At 73.9% G+C, this 24,816-nt stretch carries 22 protein-coding genes; 14 read left to right on the top strand and 8 right to left on the bottom strand.

Annotated elements, in window-relative coordinates:
* Nucleotides 1–112: 112 nt before the first annotated feature.
* Together ACFQRF_RS04690 and ACFQRF_RS04685 are read left to right on the top strand one after the other, a co-directional pair.
* Nucleotides 113–1,123, top strand: a complete 1,011-nt coding sequence (locus ACFQRF_RS04690; RefSeq protein ID WP_379869160.1) for an acyltransferase domain-containing protein — start codon at nt 113–115, stop codon at nt 1,121–1,123.
* A gap of 531 nt (nt 1,124–1,654) precedes the next feature.
* Nucleotides 1,655–2,620 (top strand): alpha/beta hydrolase, encoded by a 966-nt coding sequence (locus tag ACFQRF_RS04685; RefSeq protein WP_379869158.1) that lies wholly within the window; start codon nt 1,655–1,657, stop codon nt 2,618–2,620.
* A 445-nt stretch (nt 2,621–3,065) separates the two neighbouring features.
* On the opposite strand, the gene ACFQRF_RS04680 is transcribed toward ACFQRF_RS04685, so the two are convergent.
* Entirely contained in the window at nt 3,066–3,494 is a 429-nt protein-coding gene (locus ACFQRF_RS04680; RefSeq protein ID WP_379869157.1) for an organic hydroperoxide resistance protein, read from the bottom strand.
* A gap of 96 nt (nt 3,495–3,590) precedes the next feature.
* Between ACFQRF_RS04680 and ACFQRF_RS04675 the strand changes: the two genes are divergently transcribed.
* Nucleotides 3,591–4,214: a TetR/AcrR family transcriptional regulator gene (locus ACFQRF_RS04675; RefSeq protein ID WP_379869155.1), complete on the top strand. Its 624-nt coding sequence runs from the start codon at nt 3,591–3,593 to the stop codon at nt 4,212–4,214.
* A gap of 334 nt (nt 4,215–4,548) precedes the next feature.
* Here ACFQRF_RS04675 and ACFQRF_RS04670 read toward each other — a convergent pair whose 3' ends face one another.
* Complete coding sequence (locus ACFQRF_RS04670) at nt 4,549–4,980, bottom strand: hypothetical protein (RefSeq protein ID WP_379869153.1); 432 nt, start codon at nt 4,978–4,980, stop codon at nt 4,549–4,551.
* A gap of 98 nt (nt 4,981–5,078) precedes the next feature.
* On the opposite strand from ACFQRF_RS04670, the gene ACFQRF_RS04665 reads away from it, so the two are divergent.
* Nucleotides 5,079–5,687: a TetR/AcrR family transcriptional regulator gene (locus ACFQRF_RS04665; RefSeq protein WP_379869152.1), complete on the top strand. Its 609-nt coding sequence runs from the start codon at nt 5,079–5,081 to the stop codon at nt 5,685–5,687.
* Between the two features lie 135 nt (nt 5,688–5,822).
* Here ACFQRF_RS04665 and ACFQRF_RS04660 read toward each other — a convergent pair whose 3' ends face one another.
* From ACFQRF_RS04660 to ACFQRF_RS04645, 4 genes are all read right to left on the bottom strand, one after another.
* Complete coding sequence (locus ACFQRF_RS04660; protein WP_379869150.1) at nt 5,823–6,584, bottom strand: phosphotransferase; 762 nt, start codon at nt 6,582–6,584, stop codon at nt 5,823–5,825.
* 19 nt (nt 6,585–6,603) lie between these two features.
* A complete protein-coding gene (locus tag ACFQRF_RS04655) occupies nt 6,604–7,539 on the bottom strand; it encodes a hypothetical protein (RefSeq protein WP_379869149.1) in 936 nt (311 codons plus the stop codon).
* Nucleotides 7,540–8,220: 681 nt separating this feature from the next.
* Nucleotides 8,221–9,222, bottom strand: coding sequence for an ABC transporter substrate-binding protein (locus ACFQRF_RS04650; RefSeq protein ID WP_379869147.1), 1,002 nt, complete (start codon nt 9,220–9,222; stop codon nt 8,221–8,223).
* Nucleotides 9,223–9,888: 666 nt separating this feature from the next.
* Nucleotides 9,889–11,268: an FAD-binding oxidoreductase gene (locus tag ACFQRF_RS04645; protein WP_379869145.1), complete on the bottom strand. Its 1,380-nt coding sequence runs from the start codon at nt 11,266–11,268 to the stop codon at nt 9,889–9,891.
* Between the two features lie 205 nt (nt 11,269–11,473).
* Here ACFQRF_RS04645 and ACFQRF_RS04640 point away from each other — a divergent pair, with 205 nt between their 5' ends.
* On the top strand, nt 11,474–12,622 hold the full coding sequence (locus ACFQRF_RS04640) for an MFS transporter (protein ID WP_379869144.1): 1,149 nt from the start codon (nt 11,474–11,476) through the stop codon (nt 12,620–12,622).
* A gap of 43 nt (nt 12,623–12,665) precedes the next feature.
* Here the strand turns inward: ACFQRF_RS04640 and ACFQRF_RS04635 are convergent, their stop codons facing one another.
* Nucleotides 12,666–16,127 carry a DNA polymerase III subunit alpha gene (locus ACFQRF_RS04635; RefSeq protein ID WP_379869143.1) on the bottom strand — a complete coding sequence of 1,154 codons (3,462 nt, stop codon included), beginning with the start codon at nt 16,125–16,127 and terminating at the stop codon, nt 12,666–12,668.
* 280 nt (nt 16,128–16,407) lie between these two features.
* Between ACFQRF_RS04635 and ACFQRF_RS04630 the strand changes: the two genes are divergently transcribed.
* The 8 genes from ACFQRF_RS04630 to ACFQRF_RS04595 all read left to right on the top strand — a co-directional run bounded on the left by ACFQRF_RS04630 (nt 16,408) and on the right by ACFQRF_RS04595 (nt 23,270).
* Nucleotides 16,408–17,142, top strand: a complete 735-nt coding sequence (locus ACFQRF_RS04630; RefSeq protein WP_379869141.1) for a metal-dependent transcriptional regulator — start codon at nt 16,408–16,410, stop codon at nt 17,140–17,142.
* A 136-nt stretch (nt 17,143–17,278) separates the two neighbouring features.
* On the top strand, nt 17,279–17,542 hold the full coding sequence (locus ACFQRF_RS04625; protein WP_379869140.1) for a hypothetical protein: 264 nt from the start codon (nt 17,279–17,281) through the stop codon (nt 17,540–17,542).
* Nucleotides 17,543–17,741: 199 nt separating this feature from the next.
* On the top strand, nt 17,742–19,538 hold the full coding sequence (locus ACFQRF_RS04620; protein ID WP_379869138.1) for an SGNH/GDSL hydrolase family protein: 1,797 nt from the start codon (nt 17,742–17,744) through the stop codon (nt 19,536–19,538).
* A gap of 520 nt (nt 19,539–20,058) precedes the next feature.
* Complete coding sequence (locus ACFQRF_RS04615; RefSeq protein ID WP_379869137.1) at nt 20,059–21,003, top strand: metal ABC transporter substrate-binding protein; 945 nt, start codon at nt 20,059–20,061, stop codon at nt 21,001–21,003.
* Entirely contained in the window at nt 21,000–21,740 is a 741-nt protein-coding gene (locus tag ACFQRF_RS04610) for a metal ABC transporter ATP-binding protein (protein ID WP_379869135.1), read from the top strand. The genes ACFQRF_RS04615 and ACFQRF_RS04610 overlap by 4 nt, the downstream gene beginning before the upstream one ends.
* Nucleotides 21,740–22,618, top strand: coding sequence for a metal ABC transporter permease (locus tag ACFQRF_RS04605; protein ID WP_379869134.1), 879 nt, complete (start codon nt 21,740–21,742; stop codon nt 22,616–22,618). The genes ACFQRF_RS04610 and ACFQRF_RS04605 overlap by 1 nt, the downstream gene beginning before the upstream one ends.
* A gap of 89 nt (nt 22,619–22,707) precedes the next feature.
* On the top strand, nt 22,708–22,977 hold the full coding sequence (locus ACFQRF_RS04600; protein WP_379869133.1) for a GNAT family N-acetyltransferase: 270 nt from the start codon (nt 22,708–22,710) through the stop codon (nt 22,975–22,977).
* A complete protein-coding gene (locus ACFQRF_RS04595) occupies nt 22,974–23,270 on the top strand; it encodes a GNAT family N-acetyltransferase (RefSeq protein WP_379869131.1) in 297 nt (98 codons plus the stop codon). Before ACFQRF_RS04600 ends, ACFQRF_RS04595 begins: the two co-directional genes overlap by 4 nt.
* Nucleotides 23,271–23,400: 130 nt before the next feature.
* On the opposite strand, the gene ACFQRF_RS04590 is transcribed toward ACFQRF_RS04595, so the two are convergent.
* Nucleotides 23,401–23,655, bottom strand: a complete 255-nt coding sequence (locus ACFQRF_RS04590; protein WP_379869130.1) for a response regulator transcription factor — start codon at nt 23,653–23,655, stop codon at nt 23,401–23,403.
* Nucleotides 23,656–23,884: 229 nt separating this feature from the next.
* Between ACFQRF_RS04590 and ACFQRF_RS04585 the strand changes: the two genes are divergently transcribed.
* A complete protein-coding gene (locus tag ACFQRF_RS04585; RefSeq protein WP_379869128.1) occupies nt 23,885–24,781 on the top strand; it encodes an alpha/beta fold hydrolase in 897 nt (298 codons plus the stop codon).
* The last annotated feature ends 35 nt before the right edge of the window (nt 24,782–24,816 follow it).

Raw genomic sequence — 24,816 nt, 5'->3', positions numbered from 1 at the left:
CTGCGGCTCTCACCCGCCGGCGACGGCTCCGTCACTCAGCGTGCGGGGGTGGTGTGGCCCCGTGAACACATGACGGCGTGACTTCGGCACCGCCGACCGTCACGATTGGGGCATGGACCTCGACGTCGTGCGGGAGCGCCTCGGTCTGCCGGAGCGTCTCCACCCCTGGCTGGACCGGCTGACCGCCGTGGCGGTCACCGACACCGGTGTCCCGCTGCCCGGCCCCGAGGGGGCGGACGCCGCGCTGGGACCGTTCGCGCTGAGCGAGCGGGACCGCGCCGAACTCACCGCGATGTGGCCGGGCCCCGGCTGGGGACCGGAACGGTGGTGGCTGCTGGAGCGCATGTACGCTCTGGTGGCCGCCGACCTCGGGGCCACGGACTGGCGTGAGTGGCCCTCACTCATGGACGCCGCCGACGCGCGGGTGCGCTGCGCGCCGGTGTTCGCGTTCGCCGCCGCGACCCCGCTGCTGCGGGCGGCGCACGCCCGCGACGGCGTGCCGGCGGAGGTCACCGCCGCGACCCTGGCGGACGTGGGGCGGCACGTCGCCAAGACCCGCGTGATGTTCGGGCGGTCCGGCCTGGAGGTGGCGGCGTGGGTGGCGCTGCACTACCGCGGCGGCCTGTACGAGCTCGGCCGGCTGCAGTACGAGCGCGCCGTGCTCCGCACGCAGGGGGCGGTCCGGTGGTACGAGCCCGAGGAGGCACAACGGTTCGGGCCCGAGCTGGCCCCCGGCCGGCCCGTGCTGCGCCTGCACATCCCGCAGACCGGTCCGCTCACCCCCGAGGCGGTGGACGCCTCCCTGGCCAGAGCCCGCGGGTTCTTCGCGGACCGGTTCGGCGTCGACTACCCGGTGGCCACCTGCACGTCATGGCTGCTGGACCCGCAGCTCGCCGGCCACCTGCCCGAGACGGCCAACATCTTGCGGTTCCAGCGCCGCTTCACCCTCCTGGACGGCGGCTCGGACGGCGACTCCGACGTCTTCCGGTTCGTGTTCCAGCGCCCGGAGGTCGCCCCGGACGCGGTCGTGGGCTCCAGCCGGCTGGAACGGGCGATCCTCGGCCACCTGCGGGCCGGCGGGCACTGGCGAGTGCGCACGGGGTGGCTGCGGCTGCCGCGGTGAGACCGGGAGCGCTGGCCGAGGGGAGCGACCTCCGCTCACCGGCGCGGGCCGCGCCGACGCCGCCAGGACGGCCGTGCGCCGCGAGGCCGACGCGACGCGCAAGGACGCGCAAGTCGGCGCGGGTCCCCGAGCGGGTCCGGGACGGCCGTGCGCCACGAGCTCGCGGTCATCACGGCCGCGGATCCAGTGGCGGCATGGGCACGCGGGCCGACGACCATGGCCGGGCCGTCCGGTTCTGCCACGCGGCAGGCGCCGGCCGGCTGTCCGTCCGCGACGCCGTGGAGCGGGTACGCGTCCGGCGCCGCGTCGGCGCGTTAGAGCCGTTGTCGGTGATCCGCCGGACCCGCTCGGCCCGAACGGGCGCCGGCCGCCCGGGCTCCCCGCCTCCATGACGGTCCGGCGTTCATGCCCGATGCGCATGCGCCGTGACCCAGGTGCCGATCTCGCCCGATGCGCGACGGCTGCGCGTGGCCGCATGCGGACCGGACACCTGCCGTGATCGACTGGCACCGGACACGGGGAGAGCGAACCATGGAATACGCCATCGATCCGGAGCTGCGTGCCTGGCTGGACCTGATGCCGCGGGTCGACATCACCGACATCGCGGCGCTCCGGCGGGCGGAGGAGGCCGCGGCCGCGGAACTGTCGCGTTACGAACCGGTCATCCCGGTCCACCACCGCGACGTCCCGATTCCGGGGCCGGGCGGCGCGCCGCCGGTCCGCGCGCGGATCTACACGCCGGTGGACCGCGCCGATGAGCTTCCGGGGCTGCTGTACCTCCACGGGGGAGGCTTCGTGCTCGGCAGCGTGGACGGTTTCCACCCCGAGGCGAGCCGAGTGGCGGGGGAGCTGGGGGCGGTGGTGGTCTCCGTGGACTACCGGCTCGCTCCGGAGCACCCGTTTCCGGCCGGGGTGGCGGACTGCTTCGCCGCGCTGACCTGGGCCGCCGAGCACGCCGGCGAACTCGGTATCGACCCCACGCGGCTCGGGGTCGGCGGGGAGAGCGCGGGAGGCGGCCTCGCCGCGGCCGTCGCGCTGCTGGCGCGGGACCGTGGCGGACCGGAGCCGTGCTTCCAGTACCTGGGGATCCCGGAGCTGGACGACCGGCTCGACACCCCGTCGATGCGGGACTTCGTGGACACCCCGCTCTGGGACCGCCGCAGCGCCGAGCTGAGCTGGGACTACTACCTGGGGCCGGGAGTCCGCGGCGGTGCCGGCGTCTCACCGTACGCGGCACCGGCCCGGGCCGCCGACTTGTCGGGCCTGCCGCCGGCCTGCGTCACCGCCTGCCAGTACGACCCGCTGCGCGACGAGGGCCTGGAGTACGCCCGGCGGCTGATCCAGGCGGGGGTGCCGACCGAGCTGTTCCACTACCCGGGCACGTTCCACGGCTCCACGCTGGTCACCGAGGCCGCCGTCAGCAAGCGGATGGTCGCCGACAAGATGGGCGCGCTGCGCCGCGGCCTGCGGGCGGGGGAGGACGAGCCCGTGCGATGACCACCGAACCGGGCCGGGGTAGTCCTCGGCACGCTGCGCCGGGACGGCGGGGGACCGGTGCGGCTGCTCACCTCGCTGGCCGAGGCGCACGTGGCCGGGCTCGGGCTCGACTGGGCCGTGGTGTTCCCCGGCGGCGGGCGGCACCTGTAGCTGCCGACGCAGCCCTTCCGGCACCGCCGCGCTACTGGCTGCGGTCCGTCGGCTCCGACGGTGTGCTGCTCACCGGCCGGATCGGGCTCGGCCGCCAGCCGTGGCCGGCCGATCACACCGTGGGCGGCGCCGAGACGGCCGCCCCTGGAGCCGTGCGGTCAGGCGGAAAAGAAGCGTCCCGGCCGCCCACGTGGCGGCCGGGACACCCTCCTCAACGACGTCCGACATCACAGGGGCCGACGTCGGGCGGGGGCAAGGCGTCGCCGTTGAGGACGTCCTGGATCCGGCGGTGCGGTCAGCTCTGCACCAGCGCCAGCTCCACCGGAACGTTACCGCGTGTGGCGGCCGAGTAGGGACACACCTCGTGGGCGGCGGCCAGTAGTTCGTTACCGACGTCCGGCGGCAGGCCGGGGAGCTCGGCCTCGATCCGGGCCTGCAGACCGAGGTCACCTGCGGCGACGGAGCCCACGATGGAGATCGTGACGGAGATCGCCGAATCGCTCACATCCACCTTGCGGCCGCGCGCGATCGCCTTGAGCGCGCTGTGGAAGCACGCCGCGTAGCCGGCGGCGAACAACTGCTCGGGGTTGGTGCCGGGGCCGTCGTCGCCGCCCATGCTCTTGGGAACGGACAGCTCCAGCCCGAGCCGGTTGTCGCCGGATGCGACCCTGCCCTCGCGTCCGCCCCACGCCGTGGCCGTCGTGGTGTAGAGGGTGTCACCCATGCCGACTCCTTCGAGCGATTTATGCGACTCGTTCAGTGACGTTAATACGTCGCGGAGCATTTATGCAACCGTGCCGGTGACCTATATCCTGCCGCCATGGAACCCGTCTCTCCCCGGCCCCGGGGGCGACCCCGCGACGAGTCCGTGGACCAGCGGGTACTCGCCGCGGCCGTGGACGAACTCGCCGAGAAGGGGATCGCAGAGTTCAGTGTGACGTCCGTCGCCGTCCGCGCCAGGGCCGCCAAGCGCAGCATCTACGCGCGCTGGCCGGGGCCGGAGGACCTGATCCTCGCCGGGATGTCGACGCTCGCCGCCGGGCTGACACCCCCGCACACCGGGTCGCTCGCCGAGGACCTCGCGGTCCTGCTCGACGGCCTCGCCGCGACCTTCGCCGAGCCCCGCCGCAGTGTGCTGCAGCGCTGCGTCGCCGAGATCGAGCAGTTCCCGGAGCTGTACGCGGCGTTCAAGCGGGACTCCATCGACCGCTGTCAGGCGGCGATCGAGGACGCCGTCCACGATGCCGCGCTCCGCGGCGAGATCCGGCGCGACGCCGAGCGTTCCATCGTGGCCGAGACGCTGGTCGGCGTGGCGATGCTGCGCGCCTCCTTCTCCGCCGACGCCGTCCTTCCCACCGCCCTGCGCCGGGAGATCGTCCGCCTCCTCCTCGACGGCCTGCGCCCGCGCGCGGCCCACGGCCAAGGGGTGCCGGGCATCACGTGACGCACGGCCGTGGCCGATCCGGCACGAGAAGCCACGGCAGATGGACGCCACCAGACGCCGCCCCCGTGCGCTGCGGGGGCCGCCCCGTGACGCGGAACCGCCCGGCCCCGGGCGAGATGGCCGGGTGGCCATGGCCACGCCCCACCACGCCTGCCACCGGACTCCGGGCGCATGCTCATCACCACCGCCCAGGGGCGGCCGGCACCGCGTTCAGGGTCGGCCGGGTCAATGACGGGTGGGCGTCCGCCCGCTCGGGCTTGCCGGCTCCGCGTGGCTTTCGCTGCGCGGAGCCCTCTGCCCCCTCCGCGGTGCGGAGCGCGCGTTCCCGCGTTCCTCAGCCGTTTTCCGGCGACGGGGACTCCCGGCTCCATCCCCGGCACAGCACGTATCCGGCCACCAGAACGACCGTGAGGATCCCGTCCACCACCACGGTGGTGCTCGCACCGGCCGCGCCGCCCTGCGCCTGGTACACCATGGCGGTCAGGGTCATCGCGAGCTTGTGGAAGATGACGACCTCCCATACGCCGCGGTAGGCGCGCGGACGCGCCGCGAGCAGCGCGAACAGCACGCTGAACACGGCCAGGCCGTAGGCCTGCCACGCGCTGACGACCTTGATCGCGTCGTCCGCGCCGCCCAGTGACCACAGGGCGTACCCGGCCGAGGCCGCGGCACCGAGCGCCGCGACGCCCACCAGAACCCGGCCGAGGAGGTCGAGACGCGCGTGCGTCGCGCGATCGGAAGAAGGTGGCTTGGCAATCGCCGACATGAGACTCCCGTCCTTGTGGCGACTGGTTGTCGCCACAAGAACTGTCCCAGGAGTCCGCGCTTATGGCAACATGTAGTCGCCAAAAGGAGGTGGTGGTCATGGCGGCACCGTCCCGCCGAGGTGACCCCCAGCGACGCATGCGCCCTGGTGGTCGCAGCGCACGGGTCAACGAGGCCGTTCTCGCCGCGGTGCTCGACGAGATCGTCGAGTCGGGTTACGCGAAGCTGAGCGTCGAAAAGGTCGCCACCCGTGCGCAGGTGCACAAGGCGACGCTGTACCGGCGGTGGGCCAACAAGGAAGAGCTCGTCGCGGAAGCGCTGCTCGCGCGGGCCGGCAGGGTGGTGCCAACGCCCGACACCGGATCGCTGCGCGAGGACCTGCGCCGGCTCTCGCACGCGATCGGCGCCTACCTCTCCTCGCCCAGCGGTCAAGCCGTGGTGCGCACGCTGGTCTCCGACGCCGGACAGGTTCCGGAGATCGCCGTGGCGGTCCGGGCGTTCTGGACCGAACGGTTCGCCCGTGCCGGCGTCATCGTCGAGCGCGGAGTCGAGCGCGGAGAACTCTCGCCTGACACCGACGTCGCGTTCTTCATCGAGCGGCTCATCGCGCCGCTGTTCCTGCGGTCGCTGGTCACCGCCGAGCCGATCGACGCCGCCTACGCCGACCGGGTCATCGACGCGCTTCTGGAGGACCGCACCGCCGGATGAACCCCCGCGGCGTGCGGCGACGGCGGGATTCCCGGGCGGGGAACGGGCGGTCGCGCCGGTGACGTTGGCGGGGGAGGGGACGGCGGACGCGACGACCCGTCCTACACATGGAATCTATCTCGTAAAGGTCGCCGGTCATGCTAAATCGGACAATTCCTCACCCTCTAGCAGCCGCGTCAACGCCGCACGGTGCGCCGCCACCCACTCCCACGCTCCCCGTACCCGCGCGGCGGCCCCGCTGTCGCGCAACCGCACCATCGCGGGCTCCCCGGCCATGGCCGCCGACTCGATGCCCCGCCGGCACCGGTCCTGCCACCACAGGATCGCCGCCACCAGCCCGCTCCGGTCGGTGAGCCGGTAACCATCGCAGACCGCGCGGATCCGCCGGGCGGCCACCGCGACGCCGGTTCCGGGTTCGCCGAGACCGGCGTACTGCCAGCACACGTGCGCCACGTCGTGCAGCCGGTCGCCCGGCGCGGCCAGGTCCCAGTCGATGAACGCCACGGGCCGAAGTCCCGCTCCGCTCTCGCGGTACACGGTGTTCTTGGGGGAGAGGTCGTTGTGGCAGACCACCTCGCGGTCCCCGGCCAGCGCCGTACCGGCCGTCAGGTCGTGGAACTCCCGCAGCAGGCCGCCCACGGCCGCCAGGCAGGCGTCCGAACGCAGCCCGGCCGGCTGCTCCCGCGCCCACGCCACATGCCCGGCGATGAAGTCCAGCACCTCCCGGCCCTCGTCGTCGATCCCGTGGAACCGCGGCGCTCCGGGCCAGCCGCGTCGTTCCAGGAGACGGAGCAGTTCGTGAACGAACCCGGCCCGTTCACCGGGCGTGCGGCGGACCGTGTCGCCGACCCGCACCACGGTGTTCCCAAATCCGCCGGGCAGCGGGACCTCGGTCATGCCGGCTCGCCGTCCGCCGTCACCATGGCCGCTCGGCCCAGCCGGGTGCGTGCCGGTCGGCCCGATCCCGCCACGCGGCCGGGCCACCGGGGAGCCGCCACGCGCGGGTGCGGCGCGGTTCGCCGTCGCGCAGGCCGGCGGCCAGCGACATCGTCATGTCGGCGAGCGCGCGGGGCGCGCCGGGACTGCCGGCGTCGATCTGCCGGAGCACCTGCCGCGCCAGTGTGGTGTAACCGGCCACCTGGGCGGTGAGCAGGCCCGGCGAGAGGTCGACGTGCTCGGCGAGCAGCATGGGCGGCGCCTGTTCCTCGGCGAGTGCGGCGACGAAGCGGTCGTGGCCGTCCACGATGACCGGGCACTGGGTGGCGGTGAGCTGCCACAGCAGGACCGGCGGCAGCGTACCCTCGCGGGCCTGCCGGCGGTAGGCGCGCACCCGCGGGGCGTCGGGCGGGCTGAGCGGGCGCAGCGGGAGGAGTTCGGAAAGGAAGCCGCGCTGCGGGCCGTCGCCGAAGCCGGCGCACCAGTCGAGGAAGGCGTCGGGCATCGGCGGGAGCCGGTCGAGCACCATCGTCCCGACCTCCCCGACCGGCCGGCGGGTCACGGGGCGGACCAGCCAATACCCCTCGTACAGGAAGCCCGCCGGGGACCCGGCGAGCGACCGGGCGAATCGGTCGGCCCACCGCAGGTGCCGCCGTGGATGGGGGCCGTCGGCGACCGCGCGGGCGGTGGCGGCGCGCGGCGGCGGCAGGGGAGACGTGTAGTCCCCGGTGCGCAGGACGCGGACCCCGTAGTGGCGCGGCTCGGCGCGGGCGAAGAGGACGGGGGTAGTGCCCTGCACCAGCCACCACCGTCCGCCGCCGGTGGCCTCGATCCGCAGGCCGGGAGGTCCGGCGCCGCGGGCGACCTTCAGCAGCAGTCGGGAGCCGTCGCGGATCGGGGTCACGTGCCGGGGCATGTGACCGATGGTAGTGCGGTGCGGGCGGCTCGCCGGGATGCACCGGCCGGGCAGGTGCACCCCGGCGAGCGCGGCGCCGCTAGGGCGTGTCTGGGAGGTCAGAGCCATTCGTTGGTGACCGCGATCAGGGCGGTGGCCTGCTAGCTTGAGGCGGGCTTGTCGTAGCTGGTCGCGACCGCCCGGTCACGCTTGAGCCGGTCGATCCCGCGTTCCACCGCATTGCGGTGGCGGTAATCGGCCTTGTCGAAGGCAGGCAGGCAGGCGGGCGGCCGCCGCGGCTTCCCTCGCGCTCGCGGGAGCCGATCCGGTCGGCGGGCTCGGGGATGGTCGCCTTGATCCTGTGCCCGCGCAGGCGGGAGCGGATCGCGCGGGAGCTGTAGGCCTTGCCGGCGCGGGTCGGGTCCGGGCGGGTACGCGCCGGCCCGCCGCGCCCGCGACCCGCGACGCGGATGCGGTCCATGACCGCCACGAACCCGGGGCGTCCCCGCGCTGCCCGGCGGTGATGACCACGGCCAGGGGTTTGTGGCCCTGTTCGTAGGGGCGGCACGAAGCCTCCGGCTGACAAGGTCTTCTTGGTCGTTGACCCGTCTAGCGGAGGCTTCGCTCACCCGCGGGGTGACACGCCCGGGTATGCGGTTGTGATGCCGTTCATCCCTACATGGTTCGGTTTCCAGACACGCCCTAGGCGTCCAGCGGTTCGGAGTTCTCGATGTCCTCGGCGAGCGCGCTGACCGTCTCGGCGTAGCGGGCGTAGCTGTACGGGGTCTCGGCCCGCCACTCGCCGACCTGGCCCGCGCGCACGGCGGGCAGGTCGCCCCAGATGGGCAGTCCGGCGAGTTCCGCCACGGGGGTCCGGTCGGGCCGGGCGTCCTGCAGGATGAGGTCGGCGGGGTAGGTGTCGGCCTGTTCCCAGCCGAGCTGCTCGTACTCGTCGCCCGTGGGCGCGCCGGTCTCCGGGAAGTTGACGCCGTGTTCCTGGAACAGGCCGAGGTCGCCTCCGGCGGCGGCGTTGCCGACGAAGAAGTCGTCGGGGGAGGCCGAGACGGGCACGACGCGCAGGTCGGGGTTGGCCTCGGTGGCGGCGTCGAGCCGGGCGATGGCCTCCTCGTAGGTGGCGCGGGCCTCGGTGACCTGCTCGGCCTCGGGATCGACGCCGAGGGCGACGGCGAGGTCGAGGTGGTTCTGGATCTGCTGCTCGGCGGAGACTCCGGTGATCTGGAGGGTGGCGATGGGCGCGACGGCCTCGATCTGCTCGGTGTTCTCGGGCAGGTACCAGAGGAGGTCGCCGAAGGCGTGCGTGACGATGAGGTCGGGTTCGAGGGCGGCGAGCGATTCGACGCTCAGCTCGCCGTAGGTCTGGCTGAGGGTTTCGACCTGGTCGGTGTCGACGTCGCCGATCTGCGGGGCGGGTTCGCCGCCCACGCCGTCGACCGGGCCGAAGACGCCGACGACTTCGAAGCCGTAGTCCCACAGCGCGGCGGCGACGCCGGAGTAGGCGACGACGCGCTGGGGGCGTTCGGGCAGGGTGATCTCGTCGCCGGTGCCGTCGCCGAAGGTCCATTCGCCGCCGGTGTCGTCGGTGTCGGCCGCGGGCTCGGTGCCTCCGCAGGCGGTGGCGAGGGCGAGCGCCGCGCCGGCCGCGAGGGCGAGGAGGCGGCGGGCGGTGGTGCTGGGGGTGCTCACGAAGGGGTCCAACTCTTCCGATGGGATTGGGTGGTAGGTGAGGCTTACCTTATACGGCGTGGTGTCGGGGGAGGCCAGTGGGGTGCGCGGGGCGGCCGGGGAGCGTGGGCGGGCACTGCTCGCGCTCCCGCGCTCTTGAGGCGGGCCGGGCTGGACGCGGTGACGCACGCCGTTCGGGTATTCGGGCGGGAAGGGGCGTGGGAAGGGCGGCCGGTCCGTGTCGGTGTCAGGCGCGGCCACCGGCGTCCAAAATCGCGTCCCGGCCCCCCGGGCCGTGGTCACGCGGATCTGTTCGGCCCGCATCGACGACGTCCGACTCGATCGTCCGACCGCGTGCGGGCCTGCTGGAACACCGGCCGCACCGCGAGACGCGTCAAGAGCCATGCTGCCCCGCGCTGCCGGCCTCCGTGATCGCCGCCCGCGCCCGAGAGGGAACGCGCCCCGGCCGCGCCTGGGCCCCGGCGCGGAGCGTGTGCCGCACTTCGGCGGCGATCCGTACGTCCGCACGGGCGGCGACCGGAGCGCCCGCACCGGGGCACGGTGGCCGCCGATCTCGGCGTCGCCGGTGGCCGTCGCGTTCGGGGTCCCGTCACGTGGTCCGCGACCGGCGGCCGGGCAATTGGCGGGTGGCGGTCCGGGGGTGGACTCCCGGCCGCGGACGGTGCGTCAGGTGAACACCTTGCCCGGGTTGAAGATCCCCAGCGGGTCGAGGGCGTCCTTGACCGCGCGGTGCATCTCGATGACGCGCGGGCCGAGCTCCGCTGCGGCGCCGCGGCGTTTCAGCAGGCCGACGCCGTGCTCGCCGGTGACGGTGCCGCCCAGCGCGATGGCGTCGTCCACGATCACCTCGAACGCCTCCTGGGCGCGCTGCTTGGCATCGGGGTCGCCGGCCGGGACGATGAACAGCGGGTGCAGGTTGCCGTCGCCGGCGTGGGCGATGTTGCCGATGCGGGTGTCGAAGCGGCGCGCGGCGGCCTCGATGCGGGCGAGCATCTCCGGGACCCGGGCTCGGGGGACGCAAACGTCCTCGGTGAGCAGCGGACCGAGGCGTTCCAGCGCGGGGTAGGCGAGGCGGCGGGCGGCGAAGAGCGCGTCGGCCTCCTGGGCGTCGGTGGAGCGGACGGCGTAGCCGGCGCCGGCGGCCTCGAAGTGCTCCTGGATGGCGCGGGCCTCGGCACGGCCGGCCTCGCCGGGCAGGTCGCTGCGGCTCAGGAGCAGCACCTCGCCGCCGTCGGCCAGTCCCATGTTCTTCCAGTCGTCGACGGCGCGCAGGCAGAACCGGTCGATGAGTTCCAGCGCGGAGGGGACGATGCCGGCGGCGGTGACCGCGGCGACGGCGGCGCCGGCGTCGGTGAGGGAGTCGAAGTAGCCGACGACGGTGTGCTCGGGGGCGCGGCGTAGCGGGCGCAGGCGCACGGTGATCTCGGTGACGAGGCCGAGGGTGCCCTCGGAGCCGACCATGAGCCCGCACAGGTCGTAGCCGGTGACGCCCTTGGCGGTGCGGCGGCCCAGGCGCACGGTGTCGCCGGAGCCGATGACCGCCTCCAGGCCGAGGACGTAGTCGCGGGTGACGCCGTACTTGACGCAGCACAGGCCGCCGGCGTTGGTGGCGACGTTGCCGCCGATGGTGGACCACGGGCTGCTGGCGGGGTCGGGCGGGTACCACAGGCCGTCCTCGGCGGCGCGGGCGCGCAGGTGGTCGTTGATGACGCCGGGCTGGACGGTGGCGGTGCTCTCGGCGGTGTCGATGCGCAGGATGCGGTTCATGCGTTCGAAGGAGACCACGACGCAGCCGTCGAGGGCGTTGGCGGCTCCGGACAGGCCGGTGCCGGCGCCGCGGGCGACGATGGGGACGCGTGCCTCGGCGCAGATCCGTACGGTGGTGGCGGCGTCCTCGGTGCGGCGGGGCCGGACGACGGCGGCGGGCCGGCCGTAAGGCGCCCATTCGGCCTCGTCGTGGGCGTATCCGGCGGCGATGTCGGCGTCGGTGATCACCTGTTCCGCGCCCAGCGCCGTGACCAGCGCGTCGGCGATCCCAGCGGTCACGCGAGCTCCCCTCTGTGATGTCGGCCTCACCGAGGCTACGGGGTGGCCGGGACGGGCGCGGCATGGGGGCGTGCGGATGGCCGGGCGGACCGCGGGGGTTGCGGCGGGGGCGTGGCGTTGATAGGGCTAGCCACCGTAAAGCCTTTAGTTACGCTAACGAACTCTCGTGGGCGGCGGTCCGCCCCGGGTGTGAAAGGTCGTCCCGGTGGGCTGGTTCGTCCGCATCCTCATCCACGGAGTCCTCTTCCACGGCGCGGTCGCCACGCTGCGGCCCGTCATCTCCTACCGGGCGCTGGAGATGGGGCTGGCTCCCGGGTGGCTCGGCGTGTTCAGCGCGGCGATATCGATCGTTCCGCTCGTCGTGGCGCTGCCCATCGGCCGCTGGGTGGACTTACACGACGAGCGTCCCGCCTACCTGCTGGGGAGCCTCTTCCTGGTGGGGTCGGCGTTCGGGCTGACCTTCGCCTACGACCCGTGGGCCATCGTGGCGTGCTCGGTGGGGGCCGGGATCGGGATGATCCTGGCCATGGTCGCCGCGCAGGCCATGGTGGCCAACCGGTCGCCGCGGGCGCGCTTCGACACCCGGTTCGGGATGTTCGCGCTCGCCGGGTCCGCCGGGCAGTTGCTGGGGCCGCTGCTGCTGTCGGCGCTGGCCGCCGGCGAGCCCGACTCGCTCACCGTTCCGGCGTTCCTGGGCACCGGGGTGGCGGCCACCTGCTCGCTGGCCGCGCTCATCGGGATGCCGGCGCCCGCGTCCCGGCCGGGCCGCCCGGCCCGTGAGGGTGCCCCGGTCCGGCACCGCGCCCTGGACGTGCTGCGGGCGCCGGGCGTCACGCCCGCGATCGTCGCGTCCCTGATCGTGCTGGCCGCCATCGACATGACGATCGTCTACCTGCCGGCGCTGGGGGAGGAGCGCGGGATCGGTGCCGCGGCGGTCAGTCTGCTGCTCGCGGTCCGCGCCGCGGCCTCGGTGGTCTCCCGGGCGTTTCTGGGTGCGGCGGTCGGCCGGTGGGGGCGGCACCTGGTCCTGGTCGTCAGCCTGGTGATCTCGGCGGTGTCGGTGGCCGCGCTGACCGTGCCGCTGCCGGTCTGGGCGCTGGCGGTCGCGCTGGCCGTGGCGGGGCTGGGGCTGGGGATCGGGCAGCCGCTCACCATGGCGTGGGTGGCCGACGCCGCCGCCCCCGACGCGCGCGGCACCGCCATGGCGCTGCGGATGAGCGGTAACCACCTGGGCCAGACGGTGCTGCCGCTGCTCGCGGGCGCGCTGGCCGGTGGGATCGGCGTCGCGGCGGTGTTCGCCGCCTTCGGCGTGGGGCTGGGGGCGGTGGCGGCGACGCTGCGCCGGCCGCGGTGAGGCGCCCGTCGGTGCGAACGGCCGGGCCCCGGCGCCCTCCCGGCTACCCGCCCGAGCTGCCCGGGCTCGCGTGCCACAGCCTGCGTGGCGGGAACGGGGAGTCCAGCTTCCGTGGCGGGTCGGCGGTGCCGGCCGGGGGGATGTCGGCGTAGCCGGAGAGCCGGTAGCCGTTGGCGTAGCGGATGCGGCGGCCGCCGACCCCGCCCCGTGAACCGCGCCTTCCGTTTCCGTCGCGGAGGCCGTCTTCTCCGTTCCCGCCACGCAGGCTGTGTTCTCCGTTCCCGCCACGGAGACCGTCCTCCCCGTTCCCGCCACGGAGGCTGTACTCGGTGCTCAGGGCGGCGCGCAGCCCGGCGGAGCCGTCGGCGTGCCACTCCTCGGCGAGTTCCGCCAGGTCGTAGGCGTGGGTGGCGTTGATGGTGGGCAGGCCGGAGCCGACCCGGCGGACGCGGCCGCGCACGGCCAGGAGCCAGGAGCCGAAGACGGTGGCGGCGCACCGGTCCTGCACCGACTCGAAGAACGTCAGGTCGATCAGGCCGGTGGCGTCGTCCAGCGTGGTGAAGATGATCCGCTGGCCCGAGCGGACCGCCGGGGTCTGGGTGGCCACCTTGACGCCGACGACCAGCACCTCGGCCCCGGCCGGGACCTGGTCCAGGTCGCGGGCGCGCACGGCGCGGTGGCCGGCGGCGAGCGCGGCGAGCAGGTCGGCGTGCTCGTCCAGCAGGTGGCCGCTGGCGTCGTAGCCGAGGACCTCCAGTTCGGTGCGCACCACCTCGGCGGGGGTCATCTCGGGGAGTTCCCCGGTGCGGACGCGTTCCACGAAGCCGATCGGGAGCTGGGCGCCGCCCAGGGCGCGGCTGCCGGCCCGTTCCAGGGCGCCGGCCTGGAGCATCAGGTCGCGCCGGGTGAGCGCGCCGTGGCCGTGCCGGAGGCCGTCGAAGGCGCCGACCCGCACCAGCCGGTCCACGACGTCGCGTGAGACGCGGGCGCGGTTGACGAAGTCCGGCAGCGAGGCGAACGGGCGGCCGGTGAGGATCGCGTCGATCTCGGCGTCGGTGATGCCGCGGACGTCGGCGAGGCCGGCGCGGATGCCGGGGGCGTCGGGGCCGGCCGGTTCCACCTGCCAGTGCCGTGCGGAGCGGTTGACGTCGACGCCGAGCACGGTGATCCCGAATCGGCGGGCGTCGTCGATGATGGCGCGGCGCGGGTACATGCCGGGCTCGTGGGTGAGGACCCCGGCGTAGAACGCGGCGGGGTGGTGCCGTTTCAGCCAGGCGGACTGGTAGGTGGGCAGTGCGAACGCGGCGGCGTGCGCCTTACAGAAGCCGAACGCGCCGAAGGAGGAGATGATCTCCCACACCCGGCGCACGGTCTCCTCGGGGTGGCCGCAGTCGCGGGCCATGGCGGTGAAGCGTTCGCGCACCGTCTCCTTGCCGGCGTCGGTGCCGAGCCGGCGGCGCATGGCCTCGGCCTGGTCCAGTCCGCATCCGGTCATCGCGTGCAGCACCGCGAGGACCTGCTCGTGGAAGATGACGACGCCGCCGGTCTCGGCGAGCGCGTCCCGCAGCACGGGGGAGGGGTACTCGGGCCGCCGGTGGCCGTCGCGGATTCCGATGAACGGGGTGATCATGTCGCTGTTGACCGGGCCGGGGCGGAACAGGGAGATGTCGACGATGAGGTCGTGCAGGTCGGCGGGGCGCAGCCGGCTGACCAGTTCGCGCTGGCCGGGCGACTCGATCTGGAAGCAGCCGAGGGTGTGGGAGGCCTGGATCATCGCGAAGGTGGCGGGGTCGTCGAGGGGGACGGTGTCGATGTCGACGCGCTGCCGCTCGGTGCGTTCGATCTCGGTCAGGGCGTGGGTCATGGCCGACTGCATGCGGACCCCGATGACGTCCAGTTTGATCAGCCCCATCTCCTCGACGTCGTCCTTGTCGTACTGGGTCATCGGGTAGCCGAGCTGGCTGGGTTCCAGCGGGGTGCGGTCGCGCAGGCCGGAGTCGGAGACGACGATGCCGCAGGGGTGCATGGCGATGTGGCGGGGCAGGCCGTCGAGACGTTCGGCCAGCCGGAACAGCGCCCGGGCCGGGTGCCGGTTCAGCCCGCCGGCGCGCAGTTCGGGCAGGTCCTCCAGGGCGGAGCGGATCTGCCGGGCGCGGATGTGCGGGAACGCCTTGGCCAGCATGTCGATCTCGTGCGGGGGGATGCCCATGGCCGCGCCGACGTCGCGGATGGCGCTGCGGGCGCGGTAGGTCTCCATCATCGACACGCAGGCGGCGTCGGGGTAGGCGTCGAAGATCGCCTGGTAGGCGTCGAGGCGGCGGGCGGACTCCACGTCCAGGTCGATGTCGGGCAGGCCGGTGCGGCTGGGGGTGAGGAACCGCTCCATGAGCAGGCCGTGGGTCAGCGGGTTGATGGCGGAGATGCCGAGCAGGTGGTTGACCAGGCTGCCGGCGCCGGAGCCGCGGATGGAGCAGCGGATGCCGTGGGCGCGGATGCGGTCGGTGATGTCGGCGACGGTGAGGAAGTAGGCGGGGAAGCCCTTGTTCTCGATGATCTCCAGTTCGTGGGCGAGCCGGGAGCGGGCGTGGCCGTCGCGGTGCAGGCCGCGGTCCCGCAGGGCCGCGGTGCAGCGCCGCCACAGCCGGTCGCGGGCGTCGGGGATGACGGGCAGGTGCGGGCGGTCCATTCCGAGGTCGGTGTCGGGGTTCAGGACGCAGGAGGCGGCGAGTGCGCGGGTGTGCGCGATGAGCCGCCGCGCGGCCGCGGGGTCGGGGCCGCAGATCCGTTCGGCGACCTCGCGCATCTCCGCGCCGCTCTTGAGGTGGGCCTGGGTGACGGCGGGGCCGGGGATGGTGCCGCCGGGCAGCCAGCGCCGGGCCTCGTCGAGGACGTGCGCGACCTCGGCGTCGGCGGGGCGGGGGTAGCGGACGGCGTTGCCGAGCACGGCGAGGGTGCGGGTCTCGGTGGCCAGCCGCAGCAGTGCGGCGGCCTGGGACCGCTGGCCGGCGCCGTAGTGGTCGACGAGTTCGACGGCGACCTCGGCGATCGCGCGCCAGCGGTCGAGCAGGCGGCGGGCGCGTTCGTGGTGGCGGTCGCGGACGGCGAGGGCGACGTCGGATTCGGGGCCGAGGAGCACCACGAGGCCGTCGGCGTGTGCGGCGAGGGCGTCGCGGGGGAAGGCGGGCACGCCGCGCCCGCCGGTGGCGTGGGCGGTGGTGACCAGCCGGCACAGCGACGCCCAGCCGCGCCGCCCGCGGGCCAGGACGGTGACGCGGCCTCCTTCGGGGGCGGCGACGGCGAGGTTGACGCCGAGGATGGCGCCCAGGCCGGCCTTCTGGCAGGCGCGCAGGTGCTTGACCGCGCCGTAGACGCCGTCGCGGTCGGTGAGGGCGAGCGCCGGCATGCCCAGTTCGGCGGCGCGTTCCACCAGCGCGGGCGGGTGGGTGGTGCCGTACCGCATGGACGCCGAGGACACCACGTCGAGGTGGGTGAAGGTTTCGGGCATCAGTCGCGCCTGCCTCTGCGCGCCGTGGCCCGGCCGTCGGTTCCCAGGACGCCTCCCCGCCGCCGCAGCGGCCATGGCGGGGCGGGTGGCGCCACGCCTGGGGAAGACCGGCCGAAACACTCGAACTTATGTACGGATTATAACGCGCGAGAAGTGCTGTCCCAAACCCGTGACCTGGGGGAAGGGGAAACGGCGTGGCGGAGCGGAGACGTCGGCCGGAACCTCCCCCGTAACGGTCGGCGCCCGGACCCGCGCGTCGGGGAACGATACGGTAGCTGACATGGGGACTGCGACGAACCGGCCTTCCACCTCGGTCGAGGACTATGTGAAGGTCATCTACGACCTTCAGGAACGCGGCGGCGCCGGACCGGTGACCACCTCGCGGGTCGCCGAGCGGCTGTCGGTCTCCAACTCGTCGGTCTCCGGCATGCTGCGCAAGCTCGGCGACCTCGGCCTGGTCGAGCACCAGCGCTACGGTGACGTCCGCCTCACCTCGACCGGCGACCGGCTCGCGCTGGCGGTGCTGCGCCGGCACCGGCTCATCGAGCTGTACCTCGTCGAGGCGCTCGGCTACTCGTGGGACGAGGTCCACGAGGAGGCCGACATCCTGGAACACGTGGTCTCCGACCAGTTCGTCGAACGGATCGCCGACCGCCTCGGCCACCCCACCGTCGACCCGCACGGCGACCCCATCCCGACCCGTGACGGCGAGGTCCTCGAACGCGACACCCGCCTGCTCTCGCACGCCGACGTCGGCACCGCCGGTGTCATCGTCCGCGTCAACGACTCCGACCCGGAGCTGCTGCGCTACCTCGCCGACCAGCGGATCGCCATCGGGATGCGCGTGGAGGTCGTCGAACGCCAGCCCTTCGGCGGCCCCCTGGTGATCCGCCTGGGCGCCCCGGGCGCGCAGCGCGACCAGTCCATCGGGCTGGTGGCCGCCGACGCGGTGTGGATCGCCCCCGGGCAGGAGACCGCGGAACAGCGGGAGCCGCACGCCGCGCGGCAGGGCTGAGCGGGCACCGAATCGGCGCGCCTTCGCGCCGTGCGATGCTGACGCAGAGTGACGAGTCCATGGCCAGGACCGGCCTGACCTGCTGACAGTGTGCGCACGGTCGGTTACCGTCGCCGGGTCGGCCTCTGGATGATAGGTGAAGCGATTGATCGCGCGCGGGCACTTCCCGCGCGGCCTGAGTCAGGAGGCGTACTCCGCCCGCACCCACATCCAGTCACCCCGAGGAGGTGGCCGGGCCGCGCCCCGACCGGCCGCTCCCCGGCACCACCGAGCCGATCCGCCCGGACACCCCGGCAAGCTCATTCAGGACCGGTACCTGCGGGCGCTGGACCGCGTCGCCACCGAGGTCGCCCCGGAGCCGGGGTGGCGGCCGGTGGACCGTGCACCCGTACCCGCCTGAGCCGGGCCTGCGGGTAACGCGCCGTTCAGCTCCCGGTCACGGATTCGCGGCGCAACCGTGCCTGCCGCCGGCGACTCAGCCGACTTATGGTGGAGCGCGGTGACCGCGTGCGGTTGGCTCGCGGCCGACAGTGAGAGGCGCGACCGTGCGTGGTAGGTGGAACGGGGCCGGCCGGGTGCGGGACGGTCGGCGGCGACTGGTGGTGCTGCTTCTGGTGACGGGACTGGCCGCGGGTCCAGGGGCGGTCGCGACGCCCGCCGTCGCCGCGGAGGATGCCTCGCAGACCCCCGCGCAATCCTCGTCCGGGGTGCGTCCGCTGGCGCACCACTTCGACAACACGGGGATCTCCTCCGATGCCGCGCCCGCGAACGCCGACCTCGACGGCACCGGGCGCAGCCTGTCCGCCCAGGCCCTCGACGCCGCCGGATGGGGACCTGGAGCGCGGCTGGTGCTGCACGGTACCGCGCTCACCTGGCCTGACACCCGGCCGGGGCGGCCGGACAACGTGGTGGCCGACGGGCAGCGGGTCCGCCTGACCGGGCAGGGCGACGCGATCACCTTCCTCGTCGCGGGCACCGGAGGGACCGCGGGCGGGACGGGCCTGATCGGCTACCGGGACGGCACCCGGACGCCGTACACCCTCACCGCCCCCGACTGGGACACCGGCCCGCTCGCCACCAAGGCCGTCGCCCTGCCGTACAGCAACGGCACGGCCGGCCGGAGCGCCGAGCCGGTCCGGCTGTACGCCGTCACCGTGCCCGTCGACCCCACACGGGCGGTGGCGCACGTCGAACTGCCGCGGGCGGGACAGGCGCGGCTGCACGTGTTCGCGGTCGCGGTGCGCGAGAACACGGGCTGGACCGGAACCTGGTCGGCCAGCACCTCCGGGTACGCGCCGGTGGGCCCGTGGCAGGACCGGACGCTGCGACTGGCGGTGCGCGCCAGCACGGGCGGACCGGCGGTGCGGATCCGGCTGGACAACACCTTCGCCGCCCAGCCGGCCCGGATCGGCCGGGTCACCGTGGCCCTGCGCGAGTCGGGGGCGACGGCCCGCGCGACGCCGGTTCCGGTGTCCTTCGGCGGGCGGCAGGAGGTCCGCATCCCCGCCGGCGCGCAGGCCTACAGCGACCCCGTGGGCCTGCGGATCCCCGCCGGCGCCGAGCTGCTGGTCAGCCTGCACCTGCCCGGGCCGGTCACCGCCGCGCCGGTGCACACCGCCGCCACCGGCACCAACTACGGCACCGCGACGGACAGCGGCGACCACACCGGCGACGTATCGGGCGAAGCGTTCAGCGAACGCGTCACGGTATGGCCCTTCCTCACCGGGATCGACGTGGTCGGCGGGCCCGGCAGCGTGGTCATGCTCGGCGACTCCATCACCGACGGGGTGGGCTCCACCTCCGGCGCCAACCGCCGCTGGCCGGACGTACTGGCCGACCGGCTCGCCGCACAGTCGGCCGTCCCCCGGTACGGCGTGCTCAACCAGGGCATCTCCGCCAACCGGATCGCCTCGGACCGCTACACCGGCGACGGCGTGAGCACCGACACCGGCGGCGTGAGCGCCCGCAACCGGCTGGACCGCGACGTCCTCGCCCAGACCGGCGCGCACACCGTCATCGTCTTCGAGGGCATCAACGACGTGCGGTGGGGCGCCGGCTCCGCCGACGTCATCGCGGGCCTGCGCGACATCGCCACCCGCTCGCGCGCCCAGGGCCTGCGCGTCATCGGCGCGACGGTGGCCCCGTGCGGCGGCTACCGCGACTGCACGGCCGACGTCGACGCCCGCCGTCAGCAGGTCAACGCCTTCATCCGCGACAACGGCGGGACCTTCGACGCGGTCCTCGACTTCGACGCCGTCCTGCGCGACCCGGACGACCCCACCCGGCTACTGCCCGCCTACGACTCCGGCGACCACCTCCACCCGGGCGACGCCGGCCTGCGCGCGGTGGCGGAGTCCATCGATCTGGAGGTGCTGCGGCCGTCCACCGCGCCATAGGCGGTGGCTGCGCGGGGCGGTCATGGGGATCGGGTCGCGGGCGGGGCTTCGCGGGTGATAGAAGTGTGTGGAATCGCTGGTTTCTGACGAGAGAACCGCAGGTCAACGAGAGTCCGCCCCGCGCGTGCGGGGATGAGCCCGGGACCGGCCCGGTGTCAGCTGGACGGCGACGCCTGTCCCCGCACGCGGGGTGTAGATCTCAGCGAGGAATGTGCGGACCTGATCCTTGCCCCGGCACGGACGCCTCCTCGTTCCTCCAGACCGGCCAATGCCCCGTTCTTCCGCTCCCGCGTGGGCGAACCCTCGTCTCGATCCACGAAGGCAAGACGGCCGTACGTCCGCCCCACGTGGGTGCCCCAAAGCGCGGCCTATGCGCCCGCCAGGAACATCGTCCACACCGGCATCCGGACCTCCGCCCAAGCAACCGGCCGGACCACCACCCCTGTCTACGGACCTTCGTCCGGAATCGGACGCAACCCGCCATGTTCGCCCCCTGGCCCCGCGTGATAGAAAGTTCGGTGTGCCGAACTTGCGAGATAGGTCCGCCGTATTTCGGTTCGTGACCGTCCTCCCCGTCGCGGCTCTGTTCGCTGCCGCCGCCTGTTCCCCCGCGTCCCCCGACCCGGCCGACGACGGTCGGCCCCTCGTTCTCACCACCTTCACCGTCTTGGCCGACATGACCCGCAACGTCGCGGGCGACGCCGTTCGAGTGGAGTCCATCACCCGCGTCGGTGCCGAGATCCACGGATACGAACCCACCCCCGACGACCTCGTCCGCGCACAAGGGGCCGATCTCGTGCTGCACAACGGGCTCGGGCTGGAGGCGTGGTTCGAGCGGTTCACCGAACGCGTCGACGCTCCGGCCGTCACGCTGAGCGACGGGGTGCCGACCATCCCCATCGCTGCCGGAGGGTACGAGGGGCAGGCCAACCCGCACGCGTGGATGTCGCCCGACAACGCGCTGGTCTACGTCGACAACATCGCCGACGCCCTCAGCGACCTCGACCCCGCGCACGCCGAGGAGTTCGCCGCCAATGCCGCGTCCTACCGGGCGGAGATCACCGACATCGGCGACTCCCTCCGCGACCGCCTCGACGGCCTCCCCGACGAGCAGCGGGCGCTCGTCACCTGTGAGGGGGCCTTCTCCTATCTCGCGCGTGACCTCGACCTGACGGAGCGGTACCTGTGGCCGGTCAACGCCGACTCCGAAGGCACGCCCCGGCAGATCGCCGACGTGGTGACGTTCGTCCGGCGGAACGAGGTGCCGGCCGTCTTCTGTGAGAGCACCGTCAACGACGGCGCCCAGCGCCAGGTGGCCCGGGAGACCGGTGCGGCTCTGGGCGGTGTGCTGTACGTCGACTCGCTGTCCGACCCCGACGGGCCGGTGCCCACCTATCTCGACCTGCTGCGGCACGACGCCGACACCATCGCGGCGGGACTGACCGGACAGGAGGGCGGCGCATGACCGGGACCGCGGTCGCCGTGGAGGGCGTGACCGTCCGCTACGGCGACGTGCTCGCGCTCGACGACGTGGCGTTCACCGTGCGGCCGGGCCGCATCTGCGGGCTGCTCGGCACCAACGGATCCGGCAAGTCCACCCTGTTCCGGACGGTGATCGGGATGATCACCCCCGAGCGCGGCACCGTCCGGCTGCACGGGCAGCCGCCGGCGCGGGCGCGTTCCCGCGGGCTGGTCGGCTACGTCCCGCAGGCCGAGCAGGTCGACTGGGCGTTCCCCGTGCGCGTGGCGGACGTGGTCATGATGGGCCGCTACGGGCACATGGGGCCGATGCGCCGTCCCCGGCCGGCCGACCACGCGGCGGTCGCCGACGCGCTGGAGCGCACGGGGCTGGCCGGCCTCGCCGACCGGCAGATCGGCGCGCTGTCCGGCGGGCAGCGCAAGCGGGCGTTCGTGGCGCGCGGGATCGCGCAGGGGGCGAGCGTGTTCCTGCTGGACGAGCCGTTCGCCGGCGTGGACAAACGCTCCGAGGCCACGATCGTGGAGGTGCTGCGCGCCATGCGCGACGACGGCCGGACGCTGCTGCTCTCCACCCACGACCTCGCCAGCGTCCCCGGCCTCTGCGACGAGGCGGTGCTGCTCCAGCAGCGCGTCGTCGCGCACGGCACACCGGAGGAGGTGCTGACGCCGGAGCGGCTGCTCGCGGCGTTCGGGGTCGGCGCGGGGTCGGAGCGGAGGGGCTGATGGGCGCGGTGGTGGAATGGTTCGCGGTGCCGTTCCAGTTCGACTTCATGCAGCGGGCGCTGCTCGTGAGCGTGGTCGCGGGCGCGGTGTGCGCGGTGCTGTCGTGCTGGATGACCCTCATCGGCTGGTCGCTGCTCGGCGACGCCGTCTCCCACGCGGTGCTGCCCGGGGTGGTGCTGTCCTACCTGTTCGGGCTGCCGTTCGCCGCGGGGGCGCTGGTGTTCGGCGCCGGTTCGGTGGCGCTGATCGGGGTGGTGCGCCGCACCTCGCGGGTCAAGCCCGACGCCGTGACCGGGGTCGTGTTCACGGGCATGTTCGCGGCCGGCGTGGTGCTGATCTCGCGGATCCCCAGCGACACCGACCTGATGCACATCCTGTTCGGCAACGTGCTCGGGGTCTCCGACGCCGACATCGCGCAGATCCTCGTCATGGCGGCGGCCACCCTGCTGGTGGTGCTGGCCAAGCACCGCGACATCACGCTGTTCGCGTTCGACCCCACGCACGCGCACGCCATCGGGCTGAACCCGCGCCGGCTGGAGGCCCTGCTGCTGGGGCTGCTGTCGGTGACGGTGGTGATCGCGCTGCAGGCGGTCGGCATCGTCATGGTGGTGGCCATGGTGATCATCCCCGGCGCGACCGCCTATCTGCTCACCGACCGTTTCGAGCGGATGCTGCTGATCTCGATCGCGGTGTCGGTGACGGCGTCGGTGCTCGGCACGTATGCGAGCTTCCACCTCGATGTCGCCACCGGCGGCGCGATCGTGGTGGCCCAGGCGCTGGCGTTCACGGTCGCCTACCTGTTCGCGCCGCGGCACGGTGTGGTGTGGCGGCGCCGCGCCCGGGCCGCGCGGGCGCGTGCGGCGGTGCCGGCCCGTTAGGCGCGGCCGCGCGGCGCAGGGCGTCCACGCCGGGGATGGCGCGGGCGGGGTGCTTGTGCCGCGCGGCCGGGTGCGTGACAGTGGGGCGCATGGGTGCACATCCGGGACGCGGGCGCGCGCAGGCTTCCGGGCGGGGACGGCCACCGGGGCTCACCCCGACCGTGATCGAGGCGGGCGATCTCACCCTGGAGCCGCTGCGGGTCTCCCACGCCGAGGAGATGTCGGCGGCGCTGGCCGACCCCGAACTGTTCCGCTACATCGGGGGCACGCCGCCCAGTGCCGCCCGGCTGCGTTCCCGCTACGCCGACATGCTCGCCGGTTCCGACGAACCGGGCGCGTGTCCTGGTGCAACTGGGTGATCCGCACCGCGGAGGGGACGGCGGTGGGCACGGTGCAGGCCACCGTGGGGCCGATTCCGGGCGGCCGGGCCGCGGTGCTGGCCTGGCTGGTCGGTGTCCCGTGGCAGGGACGCGGTATCGGCACCCGCGCGACCCGCGCGCTGGTGGAGTGGCTGCACGACCGCGGGTTGCGGCCGGTGACCGCGCACATTCGTCCCGGCAACGCCGCCTCGGAGGCGGTGGCCCGCAACTGCGGGCTGCGGCCGACCGGCCGGTGGGCCGACGGCGAGGTGGTCTGGGCGGAGGCGGGGTAGCGCCGGTCCGATCCGGGGGCGGAGACGGGGCGGGCGGTTCGCCGGGAAACGGGGCGCGTGGCGGTGCCGGAATTCGGGCGGGCGGGCCGGCGTGGTTTCGCCGGGGTGGCGCGGGAAGCGAGTCGCGCGGCTAGCCGCCGATGAGATGGCGGTAGGCGTAGAGGCCGGCGCGCAGCCGGTCGGGCTGGTCGATCTTCCGCATGGCGCGGGACAGGTACTTCTTCACCGTGGGTTCGGCGAGATGGAGTTCCCGCGCGATCTGGCGGTTGGTGTAACCCGCACCGAGCAGCCGTAACACGTCGCGTTCCCGGTCGTTGAGGCCGGCTTCCTCCGGTGAGATCTCCGTCGCGGAATCCGAGTTTCCTGCCCCGTTATGTTGTTTCACGCCGTTTCGCTCCCCGTGCGTTGCGAAATGTCGCAGTTATTCATATCAACTGCCTCGCAAGATCGTGGTGTGACCTGCCTCATTTATGAGTGCTAATCCGGTTTCCGGTTATACGCTGACTTTCACTACTACCTGCCGGGAAAACCGCCATGGACTATTCCCCACGATTCGGTCAGGCTGGTCGGCGGGCGGTGCGACGGGGACGCCGCCGGGCCGAGGGGGGAACGGCGTGCTCGATGGGTTCCGCACCACCCGGATCGACACCGGCGAGGCCGAGATCGCGGTGGCCGTGGCGGGCTCCGGCCCCCCGCTGCTCCTGTTGCACGGATTCCCGCAGACCCACGTCATGTGGCACCGGGTCGCCCCCGCCCTGAGCGAGGACTTCACCGTGGTCCTCTCCGACCTGCGCGGCTACGGCGCCAGCTCCCGGCCACCGGCCACCGCCGGCCACCAGCCCTACAGCAAGCGCGCCATGGCGCGCGACCAGGTCGAGGTGATGCGCCGCCTGGGCTTCCCGGCCTTCGCCGTGGCCGGCCACGACCGGGGCGGCCGGTGCGCTTACCGGATGGCCCTGGACCACCCCGAGCGGGTGCGCGCCCTCGCCGTTCTCGACATCGTCCCCACCCTCGACGCCTACGAGCGCGTCGACGCCGATCTCGCCCACGGGCTCTGGCGGTGGTTCCTCATGGCGCAGCGCCACCCGATCCCCGAGCGGATCATCGCGGCCGACCCCGAGACCTTCTTCTTCGGGACCGGGGCGGAGGTGTTCGCGCCCGAGGCGCTCGCGGCCTACCGCTCGGCGGTGGCCCGCCCCGGCGCCGTGCAGGCGATGTGCGAGGACTACCGCGCCGCGAGCACCATCGACCGCGCGAACGACGCCGCGGACCTCGGCCGACGGCGCATCCGCTGCCCGGTGCTCGCCCTCTGGGGCGCGCACTCCACGGTGCACGCCTGGTACGACGTGCTCGCCGTGTGGCGCCGCTGGGCCGACGACGTGCGCGGCGCGGCCCTGGACAGTGGGCACTTCCTCGCCGAGGAGGCCCCCGAGGCCACGACCCGCCACCTGCGCGCGTTCCTCACGGCCACCGCCCGGCCACCGATGCCGGACACCTCCGGCGGGCGGTGACCCGGGGCCGGGCGCCCCGGCCCCCGCCGCACCAC

The organism is Marinactinospora rubrisoli (genome assembly GCF_042664915.1).
Taxonomy (GTDB): Bacteria; Actinomycetota; Actinomycetes; order Streptosporangiales; family Streptosporangiaceae; genus Marinitenerispora; species Marinitenerispora rubrisoli.
The sequence above is the reverse complement of the archived record's forward strand: the minus strand, read 5'-3'. Positions and strand labels throughout refer to the sequence as shown.

Coding starts and splice junctions, on each gene's coding strand:
- ACFQRF_RS04690 (WP_379869160.1), top strand. CDS start 113: ATGGACCTCGACGTCGTGCGGGAGCGCCTCGGTCTGCCGGAGCGTCTC.
- ACFQRF_RS04685 (WP_379869158.1), top strand. CDS start 1,655: ATGGAATACGCCATCGATCCGGAGCTGCGTGCCTGGCTGGACCTGATG.
- ACFQRF_RS04680 (WP_379869157.1), bottom strand. CDS start 3,494: ATGGGTGACACCCTCTACACCACGACGGCCACGGCGTGGGGCGGACGC.
- ACFQRF_RS04675 (WP_379869155.1), top strand. CDS start 3,591: ATGGAACCCGTCTCTCCCCGGCCCCGGGGGCGACCCCGCGACGAGTCC.
- ACFQRF_RS04670 (WP_379869153.1), bottom strand. CDS start 4,980: ATGTCGGCGATTGCCAAGCCACCTTCTTCCGATCGCGCGACGCACGCG.
- ACFQRF_RS04665 (WP_379869152.1), top strand. CDS start 5,079: ATGGCGGCACCGTCCCGCCGAGGTGACCCCCAGCGACGCATGCGCCCT.
- ACFQRF_RS04660 (WP_379869150.1), bottom strand. CDS start 6,584: ATGACCGAGGTCCCGCTGCCCGGCGGATTTGGGAACACCGTGGTGCGG.
- ACFQRF_RS04655 (WP_379869149.1), bottom strand. CDS start 7,539: ATGCCCCGGCACGTGACCCCGATCCGCGACGGCTCCCGACTGCTGCTG.
- ACFQRF_RS04635 (WP_379869143.1), bottom strand. CDS start 16,127: ATGCCCGAAACCTTCACCCACCTCGACGTGGTGTCCTCGGCGTCCATG.
- ACFQRF_RS04630 (WP_379869141.1), top strand. CDS start 16,408: ATGGGGACTGCGACGAACCGGCCTTCCACCTCGGTCGAGGACTATGTG.
- ACFQRF_RS04610 (WP_379869135.1), top strand. CDS start 21,000: ATGACCGGGACCGCGGTCGCCGTGGAGGGCGTGACCGTCCGCTACGGC.
- ACFQRF_RS04605 (WP_379869134.1), top strand. CDS start 21,740: ATGGGCGCGGTGGTGGAATGGTTCGCGGTGCCGTTCCAGTTCGACTTC.
- ACFQRF_RS04600 (WP_379869133.1), top strand. CDS start 22,708: ATGGGTGCACATCCGGGACGCGGGCGCGCGCAGGCTTCCGGGCGGGGA.